Origin of the sequence: Peribacillus sp. NPDC060253, from assembly GCF_042727425.1 — a bacterium.
In the GTDB taxonomy this organism is placed as follows: Bacteria; Bacillota; Bacilli; order Bacillales; family DSM-1321; genus Peribacillus.
This window is the reverse complement of record NZ_JBHXAS010000064.1, coordinates 1-21,353: the sequence shown is the minus strand read 5'-3', so window position 1 is coordinate 21,353 and position 21,353 is coordinate 1. Positions and strand designations below refer to the sequence as shown.

Annotated in this window: 16 protein-coding genes and 1 pseudogene; 2 read left to right on the top strand and 15 right to left on the bottom strand. The window is 38.9% G+C overall.

What is annotated here, in order from left to right:
- Positions 1-155: 155 nt before the first annotated feature.
- Positions 156-839 (top strand): hypothetical protein, encoded by a 684-nt coding sequence (locus ACFWE9_RS16610; RefSeq protein WP_230156692.1) that lies wholly within the window; start codon positions 156-158, stop codon positions 837-839.
- A gap of 99 nt (positions 840-938) precedes the next feature.
- Here the strand turns inward: ACFWE9_RS16610 and ACFWE9_RS16605 are convergent, their stop codons facing one another.
- From ACFWE9_RS16605 to ACFWE9_RS16540, 14 genes and pseudogenes are all read right to left on the bottom strand, one after another.
- The gene (locus ACFWE9_RS16605) at positions 939-2,528 is read right to left on the bottom strand and encodes a long-chain-fatty-acid--CoA ligase (RefSeq protein WP_356713994.1); all 1,590 of its coding nucleotides are present in this window, start codon (positions 2,526-2,528) and stop codon (positions 939-941) included.
- Between the two features lie 65 nt (positions 2,529-2,593).
- Positions 2,594-2,998: a PaaI family thioesterase gene (locus tag ACFWE9_RS16600; RefSeq protein WP_230156693.1), complete on the bottom strand. Its 405-nt coding sequence runs from the start codon at positions 2,996-2,998 to the stop codon at positions 2,594-2,596.
- Positions 2,999-3,089: 91 nt separating this feature from the next.
- Positions 3,090-4,274 (bottom strand): thiolase family protein, encoded by a 1,185-nt coding sequence (locus ACFWE9_RS16595; RefSeq protein ID WP_230156694.1) that lies wholly within the window; start codon positions 4,272-4,274, stop codon positions 3,090-3,092.
- A gap of 72 nt (positions 4,275-4,346) precedes the next feature.
- Positions 4,347-5,495, bottom strand: a complete 1,149-nt coding sequence (locus ACFWE9_RS16590) for an acyl-CoA dehydrogenase family protein (protein WP_377357758.1) — start codon at positions 5,493-5,495, stop codon at positions 4,347-4,349.
- A 172-nt stretch (positions 5,496-5,667) separates the two neighbouring features.
- Positions 5,668-6,840 (bottom strand): thiolase family protein, encoded by a 1,173-nt coding sequence (locus tag ACFWE9_RS16585; protein ID WP_230156696.1) that lies wholly within the window; start codon positions 6,838-6,840, stop codon positions 5,668-5,670.
- An 86-nt stretch (positions 6,841-6,926) separates the two neighbouring features.
- A complete protein-coding gene (locus ACFWE9_RS16580) occupies positions 6,927-8,204 on the bottom strand; it encodes an MFS transporter (protein ID WP_230156698.1) in 1,278 nt (425 codons plus the stop codon).
- A 130-nt stretch (positions 8,205-8,334) separates the two neighbouring features.
- Positions 8,335-9,942, bottom strand: a complete 1,608-nt coding sequence (locus tag ACFWE9_RS16575) for a long-chain-fatty-acid--CoA ligase (protein ID WP_230156699.1) — start codon at positions 9,940-9,942, stop codon at positions 8,335-8,337.
- Positions 9,943-10,456: 514 nt separating this feature from the next.
- Positions 10,457-10,561: pseudogene (locus ACFWE9_RS16570) on the bottom strand (recombinase family protein); the annotation flags it as partial.
- A gap of 275 nt (positions 10,562-10,836) precedes the next feature.
- Positions 10,837-11,817, bottom strand: a complete 981-nt coding sequence (locus tag ACFWE9_RS16565) for a carbohydrate kinase family protein (protein ID WP_230156701.1) — start codon at positions 11,815-11,817, stop codon at positions 10,837-10,839.
- Between the two features lie 51 nt (positions 11,818-11,868).
- Positions 11,869-13,332, bottom strand: coding sequence for a glycoside hydrolase family 32 protein (locus ACFWE9_RS16560; RefSeq protein ID WP_230156734.1), 1,464 nt, complete (start codon positions 13,330-13,332; stop codon positions 11,869-11,871).
- Between the two features lie 21 nt (positions 13,333-13,353).
- A complete protein-coding gene (locus ACFWE9_RS16555; protein WP_377357755.1) occupies positions 13,354-14,595 on the bottom strand; it encodes an MFS transporter in 1,242 nt (413 codons plus the stop codon).
- A 119-nt stretch (positions 14,596-14,714) separates the two neighbouring features.
- On the bottom strand, positions 14,715-15,563 hold the full coding sequence (locus ACFWE9_RS16550) for a carbohydrate ABC transporter permease (RefSeq protein WP_377357753.1): 849 nt from the start codon (positions 15,561-15,563) through the stop codon (positions 14,715-14,717).
- The gene (locus tag ACFWE9_RS16545; RefSeq protein WP_148359563.1) at positions 15,563-16,507 is read right to left on the bottom strand and encodes a carbohydrate ABC transporter permease; all 945 of its coding nucleotides are present in this window, start codon (positions 16,505-16,507) and stop codon (positions 15,563-15,565) included. Before ACFWE9_RS16545 ends, ACFWE9_RS16550 begins: the two co-directional genes overlap by 1 nt.
- A gap of 11 nt (positions 16,508-16,518) precedes the next feature.
- Complete coding sequence (locus tag ACFWE9_RS16540; protein WP_230156705.1) at positions 16,519-17,817, bottom strand: ABC transporter substrate-binding protein; 1,299 nt, start codon at positions 17,815-17,817, stop codon at positions 16,519-16,521.
- A 461-nt stretch (positions 17,818-18,278) separates the two neighbouring features.
- Between ACFWE9_RS16540 and ACFWE9_RS16535 the strand changes: the two genes are divergently transcribed.
- On the top strand, positions 18,279-19,253 hold the full coding sequence (locus ACFWE9_RS16535) for a LacI family DNA-binding transcriptional regulator (protein ID WP_230156706.1): 975 nt from the start codon (positions 18,279-18,281) through the stop codon (positions 19,251-19,253).
- Positions 19,254-20,947: 1,694 nt separating this feature from the next.
- On the opposite strand, the gene ACFWE9_RS16530 is transcribed toward ACFWE9_RS16535, so the two are convergent.
- Entirely contained in the window at positions 20,948-21,181 is a 234-nt protein-coding gene (locus ACFWE9_RS16530) for a hypothetical protein (RefSeq protein WP_230159642.1), read from the bottom strand.
- Positions 21,182-21,353: the final 172 nt, after the last annotated feature.

The window sequence follows — 21,353 nt, the reverse complement described above, 5'->3', positions numbered from 1 at the left end:
TATTATAGTTTATGACATCAATGGAGGAAGACAGGGAGTGATGAAGTATCCGTAATAGATGGATCATTTCAACAATTGTTGGATTATTGCTTATTTTTTTAAGTGTAATTGCCTTCAATTATTTCGAGAGCGATAAAACTGAAAAAGGGGAAAATGTGGAAGACAAGGAGCCCAAAATTCCTGAGGTGCAGGAATATGGAGGTACCCATCTTGAAAGAGTCGGCGATAAGGTTCGCCAAAAAAATTGGGGAACATTCACATTACTTGAAACGAAGTCTATTAATGAGTCATTTGAATTGGCACCCATGGTCATTACAATCAAGGATATCCGCCGGATTCGATTATCTTCACTCACAGATGAAGTAAAGGAGGAGCTCAAGCCCTATACGGGATTGAGTTTTGATGAGGCCTATTCGATATATTATAAAGAGAATTTATCCATGGAGGAAATCGATCAAAAGGCTGCGTTTTCTCAAACGGATATTGATGAAGCGGTTACTTATCTAGAGATAACTTATTCTATTGAAAATAAAGATTCGAAGGAACTTCAGTTCTTCAGCATGGAAAATGTTACTTTCAATAATGACCTTACATATGATGTGCCATCTAAAAATTTCATCCTTTCCGGAGATACGTTTATGGGGACAAAAAAAGTAAGTCGATCAGATTACCAACCAGGAGAAACACGAGAAGGCACAATTGGATTATTAGTTGATTCAGAAGAAAACATCGAGGAGCTCGATTCCTTTGCATTCACTACCGATGATATAGCGGATGGTGAGACACATGAATTATTGGTGGATGGCACTTCATTTGAAATTCCCCTAAAAGAAAAGTAGTTTTAACGAGTATGATAGAAAACCCTAAATAAGGGGAACCTCGAAAAAAGGTTTCACTTATTTAGGGTTTCATATGAGCTCCCTTAGTATAACTGATACTTATTTCTGCGTTACTTCCTCCATTAATATTCTACGCAATATTTTCCCTACAGCTGATTTTGGCAGTTGTTCCCTGAACTCAAAACTTCGCGGCACTTTGTATCTGGCCAATCGCTGCACGCAAAACTCCCTGATTTCCTGCTCCGTGACTGACTTTCCTTTCTTTAAAACTATGGCCGCATTAATCGTTTCCCCGCGGTATGTATCCGGAATTCCATATACACATGTCTCTTTTATAGCTGGATGCTGATAAATGATATCTTCCACTTCGATTGGATAAACATTATAACCGCTTGCTATGATCATATCTTTCTTTCTTCCTACTATATAAAAATATCCTTCTTCATCCATCGTCGCGATGTCCCCCGTGTATAGCCAGCCGTCACGCAAAGCAGTTACCGTTTCCTCAGGATTATTCCAATACCCCTTCATTACCTGAGGTCCTTTAATGATAAGTTCGCCTATTCCCCCTGTTGGCAATTCATCTGTCCCTGTTTTCAAATCAACGATTTTGGCATCAGTATTAGGATATGGAATTCCAATACTTCCTGGTTTTTTTTGTCCCATTACAGGGTTCCGGTGTGTTGTAGGTGAAGTTTCAGACATGCCGAACCCTTCCGATATCGAAATGCCTAATTTTTTTTCGAATTGATGGATGATTTCTATCGGGAGTGGGGCTGAACCACAGCTGCAGTACTTTAAGCAACTTAAATCATCCGCCGTTAAATCCGGATGATTCAATAAGGCGATATACATGGTCGGGACGCCTGGGAAAATCGTTGGCCGATGTTTCCGAATTAAATCTACCACCTTGTTTATTTCGAATTTTTCTAACGTGATATAAGTCGATCCGGCATATATGGCACTATTCAATCGTCCATTACCAAACACATGAAATAATGGGGTCAATCCAAGCATTCGTTCGCCGGGTCTTTGGAGTTGAAGGGAATTTGCCGTAAAGGAAAAGTCTTGAAAAACATTGGAAACCAAATTAGAGTGCGTGAGCATGACTCCTTTTGATTTACCTGTAGTCCCACCTGTATATTGAAGTACAGCCAAAGCTTCCTCAGGGTCGATGGCCAATGCTGGAAGTACCATATCCACCCTGGATAAATCCGGTTCACTTTTTAGTATTGTTTCCGCAGAAATAAACGTTAACTTATCAGAAAAACCAGCCAGCACTAATTTATCCAGTTGTTCCTCACGGCCAATGAACCAGGTCGCTTCTGAATCACTTAAAATATATGCTAATTCACTTGACTGGTACATGGGGTTTACTTGAACGACCACACCACCCATACGATGTATGGCATAATAGGCAATGATATATTCTAGACAATTTGGCAGCATGATTGCTATCCGATCATTTAATTGAAATCCCTGATTGGATAAATCCACGGCAAAACGATCTGATGCATTCTTCAATTCCAAATAAGTCAGTTCCCTCTCTCCATCTATGACTGCTTTGCAGGTAGGGTAATGATGGGCCGAACGCTCTAAAAGTCCGTATAATGACAATGAGGGAATCTCCATTACAGAAGGGGTTCCTTTTGGATAAAATTCATGCCAAATTTTAGTCAATTTCTTCACACCTCATTCTTTCTGTTAAAATGACTCGTTTTTAACGCTTTTCTCTTTATTTTGTCATCCTTGCCTCATTTATCACGAATGATTTTGAATATCCCAGTGCCTTTTGCAATGATATTGCCTTCAGCGTCTTTTATCTCACCTTCAGTAAAGGCAATTTTGTACCCTTTTTGCAGGACCTTTGCTTCTGCAAATAATTCTCCGCTCGATATGCTGGCTAAATAATGTACATTTAAGCTTGTCGTCACAACTTTGGATTTAGTCACGGAGCGGGTCACCATTCCAAGTATGGTATCCAGCATGGTAGCATGAATACCACCGTGCAGGGTTCCATTAACATTAAGTAAATGATCTTCAATGTTTAGCTTTATAGTAACATTGCTTTCCTCAAACCGAATGATTTCAAACCCTATATGTGAAAAGAATGCACTACTTTCGAATTGGTTGCGTATATCCTCCACTTCAACAGGCAAATTATTCCTCCCCCTCACTTTTGCGCGATCCAATTTATACCGAAAGGAGCAGAACCGCATAGGGTTTCCACTCCTTTATATTCCTGGAGATCTATATCGTTTCAATCATGATCGCCATTCCCTGTCCCCCGCCAACACAAAGTGTAGCAATTCCATATCTTTCTTTCCTTCGAATCAGTTCATATATTAATGTCGTCACGATCCTTGCACCCGTAGATCCGACTGGGTGTCCGAGTGCTATGGCCCCACCATTTACATTAACCTTGTTTTCATCAAGTGATAAATCCCTGATTACTGCCAATGCCTGTGAAGCGAACGCCTCGTTTAATTCGAAAAGCCCAATTTCTTCTACTTTTTTCCCGGTGCGCTCCAAAAGTTTTCCGACGGCTGGTACAGGACCAATTCCCATCACTTCAGGAGAAACTCCCGCAGTGGCCCAATCGACAATCTTTGCGATTGGTTTTACTTGTAACCGTTCCGCTTCACTAGCTTTCATTAATACCAATGCGGCAGCTCCATCATTACGGCCACAGGCATTCCCTGCGGTGACGGTTCCATTTTCCCTGAATGCCGGTTTTAAGCTTGCAAGCTTTTCGATGGTGGTATCCGGGCGTGGATATTCATCCGTTTCAATGGTAACCGCAGACTTCCTGTCAGAGACCTGGACAGGAACGATCTCTTCCCTGAACTTTCCTTCTTCTATCGCTTTTGCCGCTCTTCTTTGACTTTCGACCGAAAAGGCATCTTGTTCTTCCCTGGAAATATTGTATCGCTGTGCGACATTTTCAGCGGTGATTCCCATCCCTAAACCTTTTCCATAAATTTCTTGAGGCTGTTGTCCAGCTTCAGTATTGGAATCTACAAGTTGGGTCCGATCTCCCCCAAATCGGGCACTTCTTAAATAAAGGGGGGCACGGCTCATACTTTCCGTTCCGCCGGCAACGACAATATCGGCTTGGCCGGAGCTTATTTGCTGTGCTGCTGAAGTGATGGCCTGCATTCCCGATGCACATAATCGATTTACTGTAAAAGCTGGAGCAGAATCGGGAATCCCTGAACGCAGTGCAGCCACTCTCGCCACATTTGAGGATTCAGTCGTTTGCCTAACCTCCCCAAAAATGACTTCATCCACTTGTTCAGCCACTATATGGGCCCTTTTGATTGCCTCCTTGATGGCAATACTCGCCAAATGACCGGAACTCAATTCCTTAAATGCGCCCCCATATCGTCCTATCGGTGTTCGTACAGCACTCACGATTACAATATCTTCTTTCATCTCGTTTCTCCCCCTTGAAGTTCCTTATACTAATTTCAAAGAATATCCTTCAACACGCTATGTAGAAACCGGTTAGCACTCTTCCAAGACATTCCTTGCAATGATTAAGCGTTGAATTTCATTCGTTCCTTCATATATTTTAGTTATGCGGGCATCACGATAAAAACGTTCAACTGGATATTCGGCCATATATCCCATGCCGCCATGAATTTGAACCGCCTTATCCGCTACCCGATTAAAAACGTCAGAAGCAAACAGTTTTGCCATTGATGCTTCCTTGATCACTTTTTTTCCTTCATCAATCTTTTGTGCCGCCATCATCGTCAATGCCCTTGCAGCTTCCGTTTCCGTCGCCATATCAGCAAGCATCCATTGAATCGCTTGGTTGTCTGCGATTGGTTTGCCGAATTGAATGCGCTCTTTCGCATATTTACCTGATAATTCAATCAATTTCCCGCATGATCCCACAGCTCTTGCAGCCAGCCCTACACGCCCTTCACCTAAAATTTTAAGGGCAGAGATATAACCTATGCCAACTTCACCGATAACATTTTCTGCTGGTATGATACAATCCTCGAAAATGACTTGTGAAGTATACGATCCTCTTAGCCCCATTTTTTTGTCCTTTTTGCCGACAGTCAAGCCTGGAAAATCCCTTTCTACTAAAAAAGCGGTAATCCCTCCTTTTGCCCCTTTGTCTTTATCCGTTAATGCGAATACTGTATAAACGTCGGCAACCGGCCCATTGGTGATGAAATGTTTCGTCCCGTTCATCACCCAATAATCACCCTTCTTTTCTGCACTTGTTGCCAAATTGGTTGCATCAGATCCCGCTCCTGGTTCAGATAAAGCAAAGGCTCCAATTTTAGTGCCTGCTGCCATTTCAGGCAAATATTTATCTTTCAAATATTCGGATGCAAGCTTAACTAGACCTGTACTGCCAATCCCTGTATGAGCACTGATTAATGAAACAAAACCATTATGGGTCCTTCCTAACTGCTCTAATACGGTAGCCTTTCCCACTGCATTTAAGCCAATCCCACCGTATTGTTCAGGAATGCTTATCCCGAATAAGCCAAGGTCTTTTGCTTTTTCCACCAAATGCTGCGGGATGGCATCTTCCTCTTCAATTTGTAAGGCGTAAGGCTCCACTTCCCTTTCGACGAAATTATGGATCATTTCCTTCATTTGCTGCATTTCCTTGGTTAACGTAATTGTCATGATTATTTTCCTCCTTAGGACTGTTCAGGTAAAGTGATACAATGGTAAGTTCATTCCGCACCATACAAGGGATTTCACTTGAAGACGTTTTATCAACTAATCATTCACGTATAATTGGATCGAATTTAATAGAATAATCTTCTAGTTAATTAGAGTTCCTACTTTTATCAAATCAGACTTCACGCTCAATTATCGTCGCAATTCCCTGTCCGCCTCCAATGCAGGCCGTGATAAGAGCAAATCTTCCTTCGGAACGCTTCAATTCGTACACCGCTTTCGTAATGAGGATGGCACCTGTCGCACCGAGAGGGTGTCCGTGAGCAATGGCTCCCCCATTCACATTCACTTTTGCGGGATCCAAATCAAGCTCCCTATTACAAGCAATCACTTGAGCCGCAAAGGCTTCATTAATTTCAACGATATCCATATCACTTAATGAAAGCCCTGATTTTTCCATTACCTTTCTAATGGCGGGCACTGGTCCTATTCCCATATAATTTGGATCTACCCCTGCAACAGCCGAAGTCTTAATCGTCGCTAGAGGCTTTATCCCCAATTCTTCCGCTTTGTCCCTTGACATTATAACCAAGGCAGACGCGGCATCATTTAATCCCGAACTATTGCCTGCCGTCACGGATCCGCCTTCTAAAAACGCTGGTGATAATTTGGCTAGCCCTTCTTTCGTTATTTGCGGGCGTGGATGTTCATCCACTTTAAATTCTATGGCCTCACCTTTTCTGACCGGAATGCTTACTGGTACAATCTGCTCAATGAAACGGCCCTCTTCCATGGCTCTTGCCATATTTTTTTGACTTTGGAAGGCGAATTCATCTTGTTCTTCCCTACTGACCTCATATTTATCAGCTAAGTTCTCAGCGGTGATTCCCATTGGCGGATCGCCAATTTCTTTTGGGGACAACTGCGACTTTCTGAACTGTTGGGGCCTCGCGCTGTAAGCTTTTTCCGGACGATCCATCAAGTAAGGCGCCCTGCTCATGCTCTCAACACCACCGGCGATATAAACATCTCCTTCGCCTGCCCAGATCGCCTGTGCAGCCAGATTGATAGCGTTGATGCCCGAACCGCACTGACGGTCAACTGTCAGTCCCGGCAGATGAATGGAAAGGCCTGTTTCCAACGCCGTTAATCTGGCTATGTTTCCACCACCGCTTAAGACGTTCCCCATGATGACATCATCTATCATTTCAGGTTCTACATTCGCTCGTTTTATGGCTTCTTTCACCACTTCCGCCCCAAATACGTGAGCGGGAACCGATGCAAGTGCACCTCCCTGTTTTCCAATTGCTGTCCGTACTGCAGAAACTATGACGGCATCTCTATTCATTTCTTCATCCGCTCCTTTTCCTTTTCTTTTACACCTTGAGGTTCCTTAATTATTGATGACCTTGACGTTAAGCTGGTCCGCCATACTTATGAGGACTTAAGATCAAAGTTCCCCGATTGTTTAATTTTCTGATTCCCTGTTGATTTAGCAGGTTTTACGAATATGGCAAATAGGATGCCAAAAGCCAAGACAAGGATGGCCATGAACAAAATAGATAGGTTATAGCCCAACAGTTTATTTCCTCCAGCTAAACTTATGATATAGCCTGTTAAAAGAGGGGCAATGATGCCTGCCATGTTCCCTGATGATGTTAGGATGCTCGTCATCAATCCACCCCGCTCTTGCATTTCATTGATCATGATGGTTGGTCCAATCGGTAAAATGGCATACGTCAGTCCCTTTGCTAAACACATGGCGCCGATCACCCAGATCGGATTTTGAAAGACCATGATTGATGAAAAAAACAATGCCCCCAGGATCATTGCGCCCGCGACGACAAATACCCTAGATGACCGCCAATTCTGATTCTTCTTGTATAAATGGTCAGACACCATCGAAACACCCATATAAATGCATACAGAGACGACTCCGATTATTGCTACACTGGTTCCCATTTGGCCGGGAGTCATTTTTACGGCTTCCACTAAATAAATCGGGAGCCAAACTGAAAACCAAACAACTAGGATATACGTTGAAAAATATGCCAGGGTCGTAAATAAAGCAGTAGGTGACGCCAGCAGCAACAGAAAGTCTTTCACTTTGAACTTTTCAAGTTTTGCTTTCTTTTTCTTTTGTACTTTTTCATATACTTCAACTGGATTTTCCTTTGTTAAAAATTGAAAGAGGAAGAACCAAACAAGGCTTGCTGCACCGAGAGTGGCAAAGGCAACCTTCCAACCGAATATCGTAATTAAGGAAACGAGGATGGGCGCCACGATCATTGCACCAACCGTTCCCCCGCCAACCACTACGGAATTGGCGAAGCCTTTTAGTTTCGGCGGAAACCACTTATCAGCATGACTATATGCAATTGGGCTATAAGGACCTTCGAATGCACCCAGTAAAATCCTGTATAGAATCAAAAATGGAAGCGCGGTAATGGCTAAAACACCGAATTGCAAAACAGTCCATGTCAGCATGATGAATCCAAGCACTTTTTTGGCCCCCAGGCGATCAGCCCATGCCGCCCCAAAAATTCCCGTTACTGGATAGAGCCAGTAATAACTGCTTCCGACAAGCCCCCACTCCGCATAGGAAAGGTCGAATTCTTTCATGATAGGAACAGCTGCCAGACCGACGATCGATTTATCCGCAAAATTAATGACGGCTCCAAAGAATAATAGAATCAGAACAACCCAACGCATATGAATCCCTCCTCTTTTCTTTATGTTTGTTCAATCTCGCATTTCATCAAATGTAATCATGGTCATGAAAATGAGCATTTCTTACATCGCATGTTGGAATGAGCATGCGAACCAACCACTTCCCTCTCTATCATTTTTCCTTTTCAAGTTCTTCTTTAACTAACAATCTTTTTAAAAGTTTACCCACTGTGTTTCGCGGCAGTTCTATTCTTACTTCAAATACTTTCGGAACCTTATAGGGCGTCAACTGTGAATAACAATATCCTTCTATTTCTTCAAGGTCTATTGAAGCGCCATCTTTCGGTACGATGAATGCTTTCACCACTTCACCTTTTTCTTTGTGGGGGATACCCACCACGGCTGCCTCTTTAATAGCCGGATGTTCATATAGAACCCCTTCCACCTCTTGCGGGTAAATATTGAATCCGCCAACGATGATCATTTCTTTTTTTCTGCCGACGATATAGAAATATCCTTCATCATCCATCACAGCAAGGTCACCGGTATATAGCCAGTCATTCTGTAAAGCCTTTTTGGTTTCGGCTTCATTATTCCAATAGCCCTTCATAATTTGCGGTCCTTTTATGAGCAACTCACCGACACCAGTGTTAGGTACTTCATTATTATCATCGTCGATGATCATACAGTCCGTTCCTGGAAACGGGATGCCGATGCTCCCTATTTTCCTTTTTCCAAAAGGCGGATTACGATGCGTGGAGGGGGAAGCTTCCGATAAACCGAAGCCTTCACCAATTTTTGCACCGGTCAGCAATTCAAATCGCTTAATCACTTCTACTGGAAGGGGGGCAGAGCCACAAGAACAACTTTTTAAACAATCCAGTCCATAGGTTTCAATTTCTGGGTGATTGACGAATGCGTTATACATCTTTGGAACACCAGGAAAAAAAGTCGGGCGGTATTTTTTAATGTTAGTAAGAACGTGTTGGAGATCGAATTTCGAAAATAAAAGAATGGCAGCTCCTATATAGATACCTAGGTTCATCGCACTTGTCATCGCATACACATGGTAAAGAGGCGTTGCTGCCAAAACGATTTCTTCACCAGGGACCATGGCATCCCCATACATTTCAAAGCTCTGTACGACATTGGAGGTCAAATTATGGTGAGTAAGCATGACTCCCTTCATCTTGCCTGTGGTCCCGCCTGTATATTGAATGACGGCAGTGTCTTCATACGGGTTGATGATTACAGGTTCAGTCAAGACCTTACCGGATTGAATCATTGATTGAAGCGAATGTGAACCATCTTGATTTTGAACATTTTCCGTTTTCATGCAGACCGCAAACTCATATATCGTTTTCGTTTCTTCGACCGTATTCGCGGCGGTTTGATCAAATACAATATACTTAGCACCCGAATCTATTAAAATTTGCAATAGTTCCCTTGGTTTATACATGGGATTCATCTGTACAACTATCAGACCTAATGCCTGGGCGGCATAATAACTGATTATGAAATAAGGATGGTTGGCCATCATCAGGCCAATTCGTTCACCTTTAACAAAGCCCATTTCACTCCATTTCCCTGCAAGTTTGTCTACCTGCATTTTAAGATTCTTATAATCCATTGAATCGTCTTCATAAATGATGGCTGTATGGTGAGGAAATTTACTTGCTGTTGTATCAAGCAGTGAATAGACGGATATTTCCGGTAGCTTCATAGATTTCATTCTTTCAACATACCATTGCTCCCATGGTTGATTTATCGTTTTTCGCACCATTTATCCCTCCACACATAAACGAATTTCATATCGTACATGTTTGATTTATACATATTATTATGCAACTTGCATGCCAAGTCCTCTATGTGTGTAAAACCGCTTAATATTAAGATTCTTTAATTCATTAATGAATTTTATTCACATATAAAGCCTTTCTATAGAGGATTCACCGAAATACCAATAATTCATTATTGAATTTTAAACAGGCTCTGGTTGGTTTTCAATCGATATTGAAAAGTAGGTTTTTACCATATTATAGATTATATCTACTCACGAATAGTGATTTTGATTTTATCCATGGTGTATTATAAAATTTAAAAAGCCCATCCAGCTAGGAATGGGCTTTTCGAATTTTATTGACTTACGGTTAAATAAAAAATCTATAGCTCTCTTTCCATTCCTGGATTTTTAGATTTTGCGCGTTCGTAGACTGATTTTGCCACCGCTGAATCCAAGAATCATCAAAGCCACACAACTGGTTCAATCGATCGGACCATCCTGTAAAGATCTAGATATCACGTTCTTTAAGAACATTATCCAACATGGCTTGAAGTTGACGTCCTTCATTTTGATCTTTGCTACTGACTCTTATGTATCCGAATTTACGAACATCCATTTTTTACTCCTCATTCTATTTCTTTCTACTATTCTACTAAAAACGTTCGTAAAAGTGTATGTAAAACAATGAACGTTCGTAAAGTGTACTTTTACGAACGGGATTTAAAATGATTATTTTGAGTAGAAAGAAGAGATTTTGCAGGAATTGAATGATAGTTCGAAAAACATGTCGAGTAATTAAAATCAGTTTGAATATCAATAATGACAAAGGTCTGGCGATTTTGAAACGCCCAATGTACGTAACTGGAACATTCTAATCCTCCTCTACCTATATCACGCCCGTTGAGTAGAAATAAAATTTAATACATGTCGTTTTCCAGGTGCTGCCTGAATAGCTCCTTTTACGGAAGCAGTGAGTGCTCCACTTGCATTTGCAAAAGTAAGTAATCGTTGATGATTTTCACTCACTCTTTCACATAGATTTTCATTAGATACTTCAAGTGACACTAGTTCGGATAAGAAACCTCCCATAAATGCATCACCTGCCCCTGTTGTATCCGAAACAATTACTTTAAATCCTTTGTCTTCATATTCCTCTCCATTTTTCAAATAAATATTTGCGCCATCGCTTCCTTTTGTATATACGACTACCTTCACGTTACCGACAAAAAGGGATTTAATCGCTTCTTTTTCCTTATTAATATTTGTTATAAAATATAATTCTTCATCGGATACTTTTACAATATCAGCTAGAGGCAAGAAGTTTAGTATGGTACGCCGACAGCTTTCTTCATCAGGCCATAAAGGAAGCCGGACATTAGGGTCAAAACTTACAATTCCACCTATTTTATTAAACCTGTCTATCACTTTTATATGAGTTTGTTTCATTGGACTTTCAACTAAATCCACTGAGCAAAAGTGAAGAAGATCTCCTTGATTAAACCACTCTGACTTCACCTCTTCTGGTGAAAGTAATAAATCAGCTGTATTCTTTCGATAAAAATTAAAACTTCTTTCTCCGAAATTATCTACAGATACAAATGCTAATCCAGTTTCTCCTTCATCGCTTCGAATAATATAGGAAGTGTCTACATTATTTCCTCGAAGCACGTCCATTAAATAATCACCAAAATTATCATTAGCTATCTTGGTTAGTATGGCTGAATTTCCACCATATTTTGCAATGGCAATCGCAACGTTCATAGGAGCTCCACCGGCAACACGTTCAAAACCAGTAACCTCTTTTAATGATTTTTCTTTTTGAATAGGAATAAAATCAATCAATGTCTCACCAAGACAAAAAACCTTTTTCAATGTATTCACCCCTAAACAAGAAACAAGGCTAGACACTTGTTCCTTGTTATTTTATTTCCAAATGTCTTTTAGGTTCCAATAAGTTATTTCCTTGACTTGTACATCACCCTTCACAGTAAATAACTCAATACCTAGTCTATCTTCATTCGGATAGATACGACTTGTCATGGTCGTTTGTCCATCATTCGCAAAGATTTCAATGGAAGATCGATCAATAAATACACGTAGGGAAAGCTCTTTATTTGTCTCAAGTATTGTGTTTCTAACACCATCTTCCACTTTTCCTGACTTGGAGCAATCAAGTGTTAGCTGTTGTTTATCTAAGTGATACGTTAATACTGTTTCTTCTTGGTTAACTCCACGAATCTTTAGACCTACAGATTGAGCACTACAATTAGTTAAGTCAAACACAGCTTTCACTTCAAGTAAATCCTCTTTCGTTTCTACCAAATAGCTTTCAGAAATGGATTGATTTGTACACTCATTGTGTTCAGAATCACGTAATAAGATTAATTCCTCAACAGGATTCATTAAAATCTTGTTATTATCCCCTAGCGTTATTTCGCGTGGTAATGTTAAGGCTCCACACCATCCATCTGTTTTTGTTGGCATGTTTGACTCCCACATATCCATCCAACCAATCGCAATTCGACGACCTTTATCATCTAATAGTGTTTGAACTGCATAAAAGTCATGTCCATTATCTAATTCAGTAAATGATCCATGAACAAACTCGTTTGTTTCGTAATTATAATCTCCAACCAAATAACCTGTTTGGAATAGATTATTATATAAATCTCCATTTGATTTAATACCTTGAGGTGAGATCAGTAGAATATATTTTCCATCTAATTCAAAGAAGTCGGGGCATTCCCACATATATCCAAGTGAGCCGTCACTTTGTGCAAGAACGCCAATGTATTCCCACTTCAGTAAATCATAAGAACGGTATAAAATAACTCTTCCGACATTCTCCTTCGTCGAATTTCCTAAAACCATGTACCAGGCATCATTGTGCTTCCACACCTTTGGATCACGGAAGTGATGTGCACTATCTATTGGTGGTTTAGCAATAACCGGATTTTCTCCAACTTTCTCAAATGTTATGCCATCCGTACTGACCGCAATATTTTGATTTTGATAGAAGAGATCTTTTTCTTTGTCTGTATAGTGATGTCCTGTATAGATTAGGGTTAGTTCACCATTATTATCAACGGCACTTCCTGAGAAACATCCATCTGTATCACAAGCATCCCCAGGAGCTAAAGCAATAGGCAAATGCTCCCAATGAATGAGATCTTTACTTTTTACATGGCCCCAATGCATTGGCCCCCAATTTGCATCATATGGATGGCATTGATAAAATGCATGGTATTCCCCTTTATACTGTGCGAAACCGTTCGGGTCATTAATCCAGTTAGCTGGGGCCATGATATGGTAACCTAATCGATAACGATTATTTATTTTCTTGTTTGCAATCTTCAGTGCCTCTTCAGCCTTTTTAATTCTATTAATTGTTAACATAATAACATCCTCCTATATTATCTTTCGTAACCTTTCCACATTGCCATTTAAGCCTTTGCTTTCTTTAGAACCTAATAAAGTAAAGATTGAAATAATGGTAAAACAGAAAACCATGATTCCCATGATGAGATAGGTATGACGAAATCCTACACTGTCGTATAATCTACCTGCGAGTGGTGAAAGAATAGATGCACCTACCTGAGAGGCAAATTGGAAACCAACTAGATAGAGCACAGAAGATAAACGTGTATCAAAATTCGCTGCTAAATATTTAAAAATAGCAATTAGCATAATAGGCAATTCTAGAGCATGAATTAATTTCATGGAAGAAATTCCGATTGGTCCAACAACAATTCCAGAACCGATGATTCGGAAGGACATTAAAAATCCTGCTAGAATTAAACTATTCTTTACACCAAACTTTTTTACGATAAACGGTGCAAGAAACATCATTCCAGCCTCTAAAAATACTTGAAATGAGTTTAGGTATCCAAATACTTGATTGCCTAACGCTTCAGTCGGAAATAAAGATGCGTAATAAAGAGGGAATTGCTGATCATAAACACTGTAGATGCATGTCACCCCAATAATGTACATCATGAAAAACCAGAAATCTTTTAATAGAAAAAGATGTCCAACGTCTTTTAGATTAATAGAGTTGGCTCTATTCATTTCTTGATCTGTCATTTCTATTTTCACAGACATAATAATGGCCACTAATATGATGGCCGAAACAGATGCAACCCAGAAATTGATATTTGGATTAATATTAAACAGCTGTCCTGCGAAAAATGCAGCTGCCGCCCACCCTAGAGAACCCCACATTCTTGATTTTCCATATTCGAAATCATATTTACGGCTAATCTTTTCAATATAGGATTCAATCGCTCCAATCCCTGCTAGAAAAGCAACTGCTAAATAGATTCCTCCAACAATTGCGCCCCAAAAGACATTGTATTTTAATAATGGTCCATAGATGAAAATATAAAATGGTCCTACAAATACGAGCAGCAAACTAATAAAAGTTAATACATTTTTCTTTAAACCTATTTTGTCAGATATATAACCATATAGTGGCTGCATACATAAGGCGAAGATAGCGTTTACAGAAAAGATAATACCTGTAGCTGACCCACTTAAGTTTATTTCTTGTCCTAACCAAATGGAAAATAAAGAGTAACTAGAAGACCAAGTAAAAAAGAAAAAGAAAAAATACGCACTTAACATCCAATACAGATTTTTCGGACTTTTCAATTTAATCGCTCCTTTTACTAGACATGTGAAAAGAAATGAATAACTAGTTAACGATATGAAAAAGAAGAAATAGAAATGTGAATTTAAGTCCATACATGGTTGTTAATGATGATACACCTCTATTTAATGCCTGTACCTGAACCGCCAATCCCCTCTAAAATATAACGTTGAGCCACAATATAGATAATAATCAATGGAACGGTGGATATCGTCAGTACAGCCATGACTTGATTAGTATAAACCGGATCTGTACTATTAATTGCTGTAATCGCTACTTGGATCGGAAATTTCGACTTGTCTGTCAAGACCATCAGAGGCCAGATATAATCATTCCAACTTCCGATGAAAGCCAATGTCCCAACAGTGGCAACGGCTGGTTTAGACATCGGTAGCATGACCCGCCAGAATACTTGCCATGTATTTGCCCCATCCAATTTAGCCGATTCAATAATCTCTGTTGGAATAGCCATAAAAAAGTTTCGGAACAAATAGATATTGAATGCCCCTGCCAACGTTGGCAAAATAACCGCAAGACGTGTATCCACTAATCCAATGCTATGAATAATGGTAAATTGAGAGATTAAGATGGTTTCAAATGGCACGATCAAAATAGCCAATAAAAGACCAAACAGCACTTTTTTTCCACTAAAATTAAGTTTAGCAAATGCATAGCCCGCCATCCCATTGATAATTATGGAACCAACTGCTACACACAAACCATAAAACAAACTGTTGCCGATATAACCTAGTAAATGAAATCGTAACAGAACTTGATTGTAGGATACAAACCAGTCTGATGGATGAAATGATGGCAGGAAAGCCTTAATGTTGCTCATATTGTTATAAATTTCCGCTTCTGGTTTCATCGAGGATGCGACCATCCAAAACAGCGGAAAAATAAATAGCACTGCGAGCAAAACCAGGCAAATGTATTCTAAAATCGTTAGAGGCCCGAATTTCCGTCTCATCAGTCTTCATCCTCCTTCACCAGTTTACGTTGCGTAATCGTAACCAATCCGATAATCGTCCCAAACAAGAGAGCAATTGAACTGGCATAACCAACCATGCGGTCCGTAAAACCAGTTTGATAAATATAATAGACAACCGTCATGGTGGAATTCACTGGTCCGCCTTGCGTCATAACCATTGGTTGAACCAACAGCTTGAATGCGCCAATTAATGTGGTAATAAATATAAAAATTGAAGTTGGTTTCAACAAAGGTAACGTAATGTAAATAAATCGTTGCCATTTATTCATTCCGTCTAACTGTGCCGCCTCATAAACATCACCAGGGATATTCTGCAGTCCTGCTAGAAAAATCAGCATCTGAAAGCCAGCTCCTTGCCAAGCCGAAACCACAACAATTGTAAATATCGCCTGCTTAGGACTTGTCAAAAACGGTTGCGCTGAAATGCCGAAGTATGTGAGTACGTTATTAATAATCCCTTCATTTGGGTTCAACAAATACAACCATAGAACAGAGATAACGACAAGTGACATGACAACTGGACTAAAGTAAGCTACTTTAAAAAACGTGTTTGCTTTCCGTTGTTTATTTAACAGGAGGGCCAGCCCAAGAGCTGCCCCAATCTGCAACGGAATCACCCAAACGACAAATTCTAGTGTGTTCACCAAGCTTTTCAGAAAAATTGGGTCCTGGAATAGATTGATGAAATTGTCCAATCCGACAAATGTACGCATATTGGGTGTTAATAAATAATAATCCGTAAACGCATAATAGACTGACATAATAGACGGAATAACAAGGAACATCGATAAAAGTAACAACGCCGGCCCCAAAAACGTATATGCAACAACATTTTCTTTCCACAGAATTTTATTCTTGATTCTCCCCTCTGGTCTCAGAAATGTATAGACAGTCCTATTTTCTTTCCATCCAATTTTACTCATAGTTCCTCCTTCTAATTGGCCTTATCGATAGCTGATTGCATTTCTTTCGCATGTGTATCCAATACTTTTTGGATATCTTTATTTTGATCATAGAAGCTGATGTCATCGATTGTTTGTTGGAAAGCACGCGTGACTTGCGGATAAGCCGGTGTAACGGGACGTGCGTGTCCTGTTTCTTTCAATTGTTTCAGGAAGACATTCATTTGAACTGAGAACTCTTTTACCATCACTTTTTCAGAAGAGTATCGTACTGGTAGTGCTCCAATTGTACGGCTCAGTTCCACATTCGAATCTTTGTTTGTCATCCAGTCAACTAATTTTGCAGCCCATTCTTTATTTTCGGACGTTTGTGTCATCGCAAATTGCCAACTACCTGAAGGAGAAACTAGTTTCTTTGTTTTTGGTGATACAGGATATGGCATAACGCCATAATCTACCTTTGGGTAGTTTGTTTTCATATCAGTTACTGTCCATACTCCACTAAACTTCATTGAATATTTTTCCGTTTCAAACGCTTGTTTAACTGGCGTTCGTGTCGTATAACCTTCTTTCAACATTGTTTGAATAAAAGTCATCGCTTCAACAGTAGTTTTTTTATTGAAGACACCATCTGCTTTCTTTCCATCTTTCGAGATGATATCCCCATCAGCTGACCAGACAAAAGGAGTTAGCGCATACGTCAACATTTCGTCTTTCGACTGTAATTGCATATCAATAGCTGGTTTGTCGTATTTTTCTTTCAACGTTTTACAAAGAGCAAGGAATTGGTCCCATGTCCAGGGATTGTCAACTGTTGGTAGCGTATTCAAATCTACGCCCGCCTCTTGTAACATTCTTTTATTGTAGTAAATCCCCACAGATGATTCACTAACACCAATTGCATACAGCTTGTCTTTATAAGTTCCTTGTTGCTTAATACTTGGCAGCAAATCCTCTTGATCTTTTACATACTCATCCAATGGTGCAATGACACCAGATTTCGCGTAAGCAGCTGTATTTGGTCCGTCCAAAGTAATAACATCCGGCAACGTGCTGGTTGTAAGGGCCGCGTTTACTTTGTCTTCATAACCACCGCCATTTCCGCTACGTGGAATAAATTCAATTTTAGCTTTGATATTGTCAGAAGAATACTTCTTATTGAAGGCTTCAACCCGTTTTTTATACACTTTTCCTTCTTCATTATCATCAGATATGTGTACCCACATCGTAATCGTCTTTTTACCATCACTATTTACGCTTTCGCTTTTGCTGCAGCCCACCGCAGCGAACATCAGTAATAAAGATATACTTACTACTAGCCATTTCTTCATACCTTTCACTTCCCCCTCATATGTCTTTCGTCTAAAAAAAACTTATAAAAGCGCTTTCAATAGTAGTTTATGTCAACCGGTTACATATGTCAACCGGTTGACAGTTATTTTTCGAAAAATCAGATATTAATTTTTGTGTATTTGACTCTAACTCTTGCACATATTAGTACTTTTCTCTAAAATAGGTGCGTGATCAGACTAATCTGAAATTATTTTATTATAGGGTTTTCCTAGTAGGTGACAGATTATGATATGCTATTAAACAGTTTATTATTGAATTTTTCATTTTTATCACCTTCGCTCTTTATACAATATTGATTCCAATGTTTAATATCTCTGTGAAACAACTGAGAAAATCTCAGTATCCAATCAATAGACAAAAACATGTAAACTTTATTCAAATGAGTAGTTAAAAAAGTTAAATAAAATGGATGTTTCTTAATAAGGTAGGAGGACATGAAATGAAGCCTAACATTCACGATGTGGCAAAAATAGCAGGTGTTTCATCAACAACAGTTTCCCGTGTATTAAATAACCGCGGTTACATAAGTGAAAAAACAAAAGAAAAGGTTTATAAAGCGATGGAAGAGATTAATTATTTTCCAAACGATTTAGCCCGTTCTCTATTTAATAAACGAACTAATTTAATAGGACTAATTATTCCAAATTCAAGTAACCCATTTTACGGTGAACTAGCCTTTCATATTGAAAGCATCTGCGCTTCATTAGGCTATAAATTGTTACTTTGTAACAGCTTAAACCGTATAGATAAAGAAGAAAAATATTTAGAAATGCTCATACGTAATCAGGTAGATGGAGTAGTCGTTGTGACATATAATCGAGGTATACTAAATTATGAGAAGCAGAATCTTTCTGTTGTAGCGATTGACCACTATTTATCGAAAAACATCCCTGTTGTTGGCTCTGACAATTATGGCGGAGGAAAACAAGCTACAGAATTATTATTAATGAAAGGTTGTCAGTATATTGTTCATATAAATGGACCAATTGAGCTTCAAACACCAGCAAACTTAAGAAGAATAGCGTATGAGGATGTTATGAAGGAACATGGTAGACTACCAATTACATATGAAGTTTCACCTCATCAAAATCATCAAGAAGTAATCTCTAAGCTTTTTGATGAACATCCAGAAGTAGATGGGATCTTTGCAAGTGATGATTTAATCGCGGCATCTGTTATAGCTGAATCTAAAAAACGGGGAAAGGATATACCAACGCAATTAAAAGTTGTCGGTTATGATGGAACAGAAGCCGTTCAAGTTATACTGCCAGAATTGACAACCATACAACAACCAATTGATTTAATTGCCAAGACAGCAATTGATATTTTATTAAAACAAATTGAAGGTGAATTTAACAATTTTCCGTTTGAGACCTATCTGCCTGTTAAACTTTTAGAAGGTGGAACGACTTAATTTATTGTATTTGTATGATGGTTTTGGAGGTGTCAAAACCGGTTTTGGTGCAAATACAAAGACGAATAGAAAAAAATTGTAGATTCACTCTAAATAGATAGTTATAAAAAAGAAACTGTATTACTTGAAGGGAGTCAGTTCACTTATTTTGTCTGAAAATGTGTACTTTTTCGAACAGGATAGACAGATCAAATTAATATTTTAACCCGTTAACGTTTTGAGTCTATTCTTAGCCTCGCCCTTTTTATATAGGAGTGGAGATAGTATAGTTTCATGGACACATTTTAGTTAAGTCCTTACTATGATTTTTGAGAGGATGTGTCCGTCTTGTATAGGTAAAAAATATAATAATGAATTCAAGTAGACTATAGTAGATCTTTATCACTTGGGTAATTCAGTCAAAGAATTAAGCGGCTAATATAGCGTATCAGAAGTTACCATTTATAAATGGGTTAAAGAATTTAATCCTATCGTTTTGGGGAAGAGTCCATGACTCCAAAGAAATGAAAAGCGGAAAATAAAATTGCTCCAACAGGCAAAGACCGAGGCTAGGAAAAAACTATGAATAAAGAGGAAAAGAAAAATAGAAGATGGGCAGCATTAATATTAAGTTAATTTTGAATGTATTGGCTTTTGTGTTAACCACATTTTCAGGTTAAAACGGGAGAGCAAACAAGGCTGCACCAGATTTTTTCCGTTTCGGGCAGCCTTGTTTGTTTATTCCCGACAGCCGGTAGTCGTCTGCCCGGCTTGTATAATAACGACACTCAGGTACCATCTAGATTAATAGTATCAGTATGTCCAAGATTTAGAGATTAATTGCTATTATTGAAGTTTTTGCACCAGAACCTCCGTGAATCATACGAAAGGTTTTCTTAGTTTTATAATTGCCCTATTAATTTATGGCTCTACCCTTAAAAACGGGAATTTGTCTAAAATTCTGGTTAATTAAATAACTGCCTTGTCATATCTCCTTTTATATTCTGGATGAGGATATCATACAGCTTAGTTTAATCAAAACCTCATTTACTTATGATATGGTTCACCACCATTAACCTTAAACTCAAACGCAATTTTTAGAAAAATACGATTCTTAATAAATCGATCACTTGAATTAGCAATTAATAGAATCCCAAATAGAACTAGGACACTATAAAATAAGAAAGTATTCATATACATTTAACCTCAACTTTATAGGGATTTTACATATTCGTATGGATTTGTTTTCCCGAATATATAGAATCGCTTTCCTTTTTTATTATAAGATTTGAATCACTCCTGCCCCTTTAGTTGCATAAAGAAAAAGAGGCAGCCCCGATTTCAGCTAACGTTAAATTGAATAAAAGCTTAAAATTCCAATTATCATAGCGATTATAAGAATTGATACTAAACCAATAAGTGTTTTCTTCCAAGTTTTCATTTAATCACCTACTATATTCAAAATTTAAAAAGATACCATCGCTAAACCAACTCTAATAATCATTGAATAATCAAAAATATCTTTAACGCCCTACCGCCTGCAATAGATGTAGTAGATAAGCATAACAATGAAACAGTTTTATTCTTCATAGTCCTCACTATCCCAATAGATATTACCAAAAAATTAAATGAATTGTTGAACTAACCTGCCCCTTTAGTTCCATAAGAAAAGGAGCTGCTGATCAGCTCCGGTAATGAAGTAAAGCATCCGATAGTTAAAGAAAGACATACCTAATGAATGAATTTCCAGTTGTAAAAATGAGTAATACACCACTACCGATGAAAACAATCCGCCAGAACCAATAACTACCTATAAAAGGTAAAATATCGATTTTTCCTTCTTCAACTTCCTTTATACCCTTATACAACCACTTGTACTGAAACAAACCAATCCATAGAAAAATAACTCCCGTTACAAAAACAGATGAACCACCTATCATTTCCTCCATTCCATCGAACTCCCTTTTTCATCCTACCATTATCTTAGTATATATTACTCTTCAACAAATCTTCCCCTATTGTTGCATAAAATCGAGTAGGAGGAGGCGCCTAGCCTCCGACCTCTCACACCACCGTACGTACCGTTCGGTATACGGCGGTTCAGTTTAAGTCTGACGCAGT

Coding starts and splice junctions, on each gene's coding strand:
- ACFWE9_RS16585 (WP_230156696.1), bottom strand. CDS start 6,840: ATGAATAGAGATGCCGTCATAGTTTCTGCAGTACGGACAGCAATTGGA.
- ACFWE9_RS16580 (WP_230156698.1), bottom strand. CDS start 8,204: ATGCGTTGGGTTGTTCTGATTCTATTATTCTTTGGAGCCGTCATTAAT.
- ACFWE9_RS16545 (WP_148359563.1), bottom strand. CDS start 16,507: ATGAGTAAAATTGGATGGAAAGAAAATAGGACTGTCTATACATTTCTG.
- ACFWE9_RS16550 (WP_377357753.1), bottom strand. CDS start 15,563: ATGAGACGGAAATTCGGGCCTCTAACGATTTTAGAATACATTTGCCTG.
- ACFWE9_RS16595 (WP_230156694.1), bottom strand. CDS start 4,274: ATGAAAGAAGATATTGTAATCGTGAGTGCTGTACGAACACCGATAGGA.
- ACFWE9_RS16590 (WP_377357758.1), bottom strand. CDS start 5,495: ATGACAATTACGTTAACCAAGGAAATGCAGCAAATGAAGGAAATGATC.
- ACFWE9_RS16540 (WP_230156705.1), bottom strand. CDS start 17,817: ATGAAGAAATGGCTAGTAGTAAGTATATCTTTATTACTGATGTTCGCT.
- ACFWE9_RS16535 (WP_230156706.1), top strand. CDS start 18,279: ATGAAGCCTAACATTCACGATGTGGCAAAAATAGCAGGTGTTTCATCA.
- ACFWE9_RS16530 (WP_230159642.1), bottom strand. CDS start 21,181: ATGGAGGAAATGATAGGTGGTTCATCTGTTTTTGTAACGGGAGTTATT.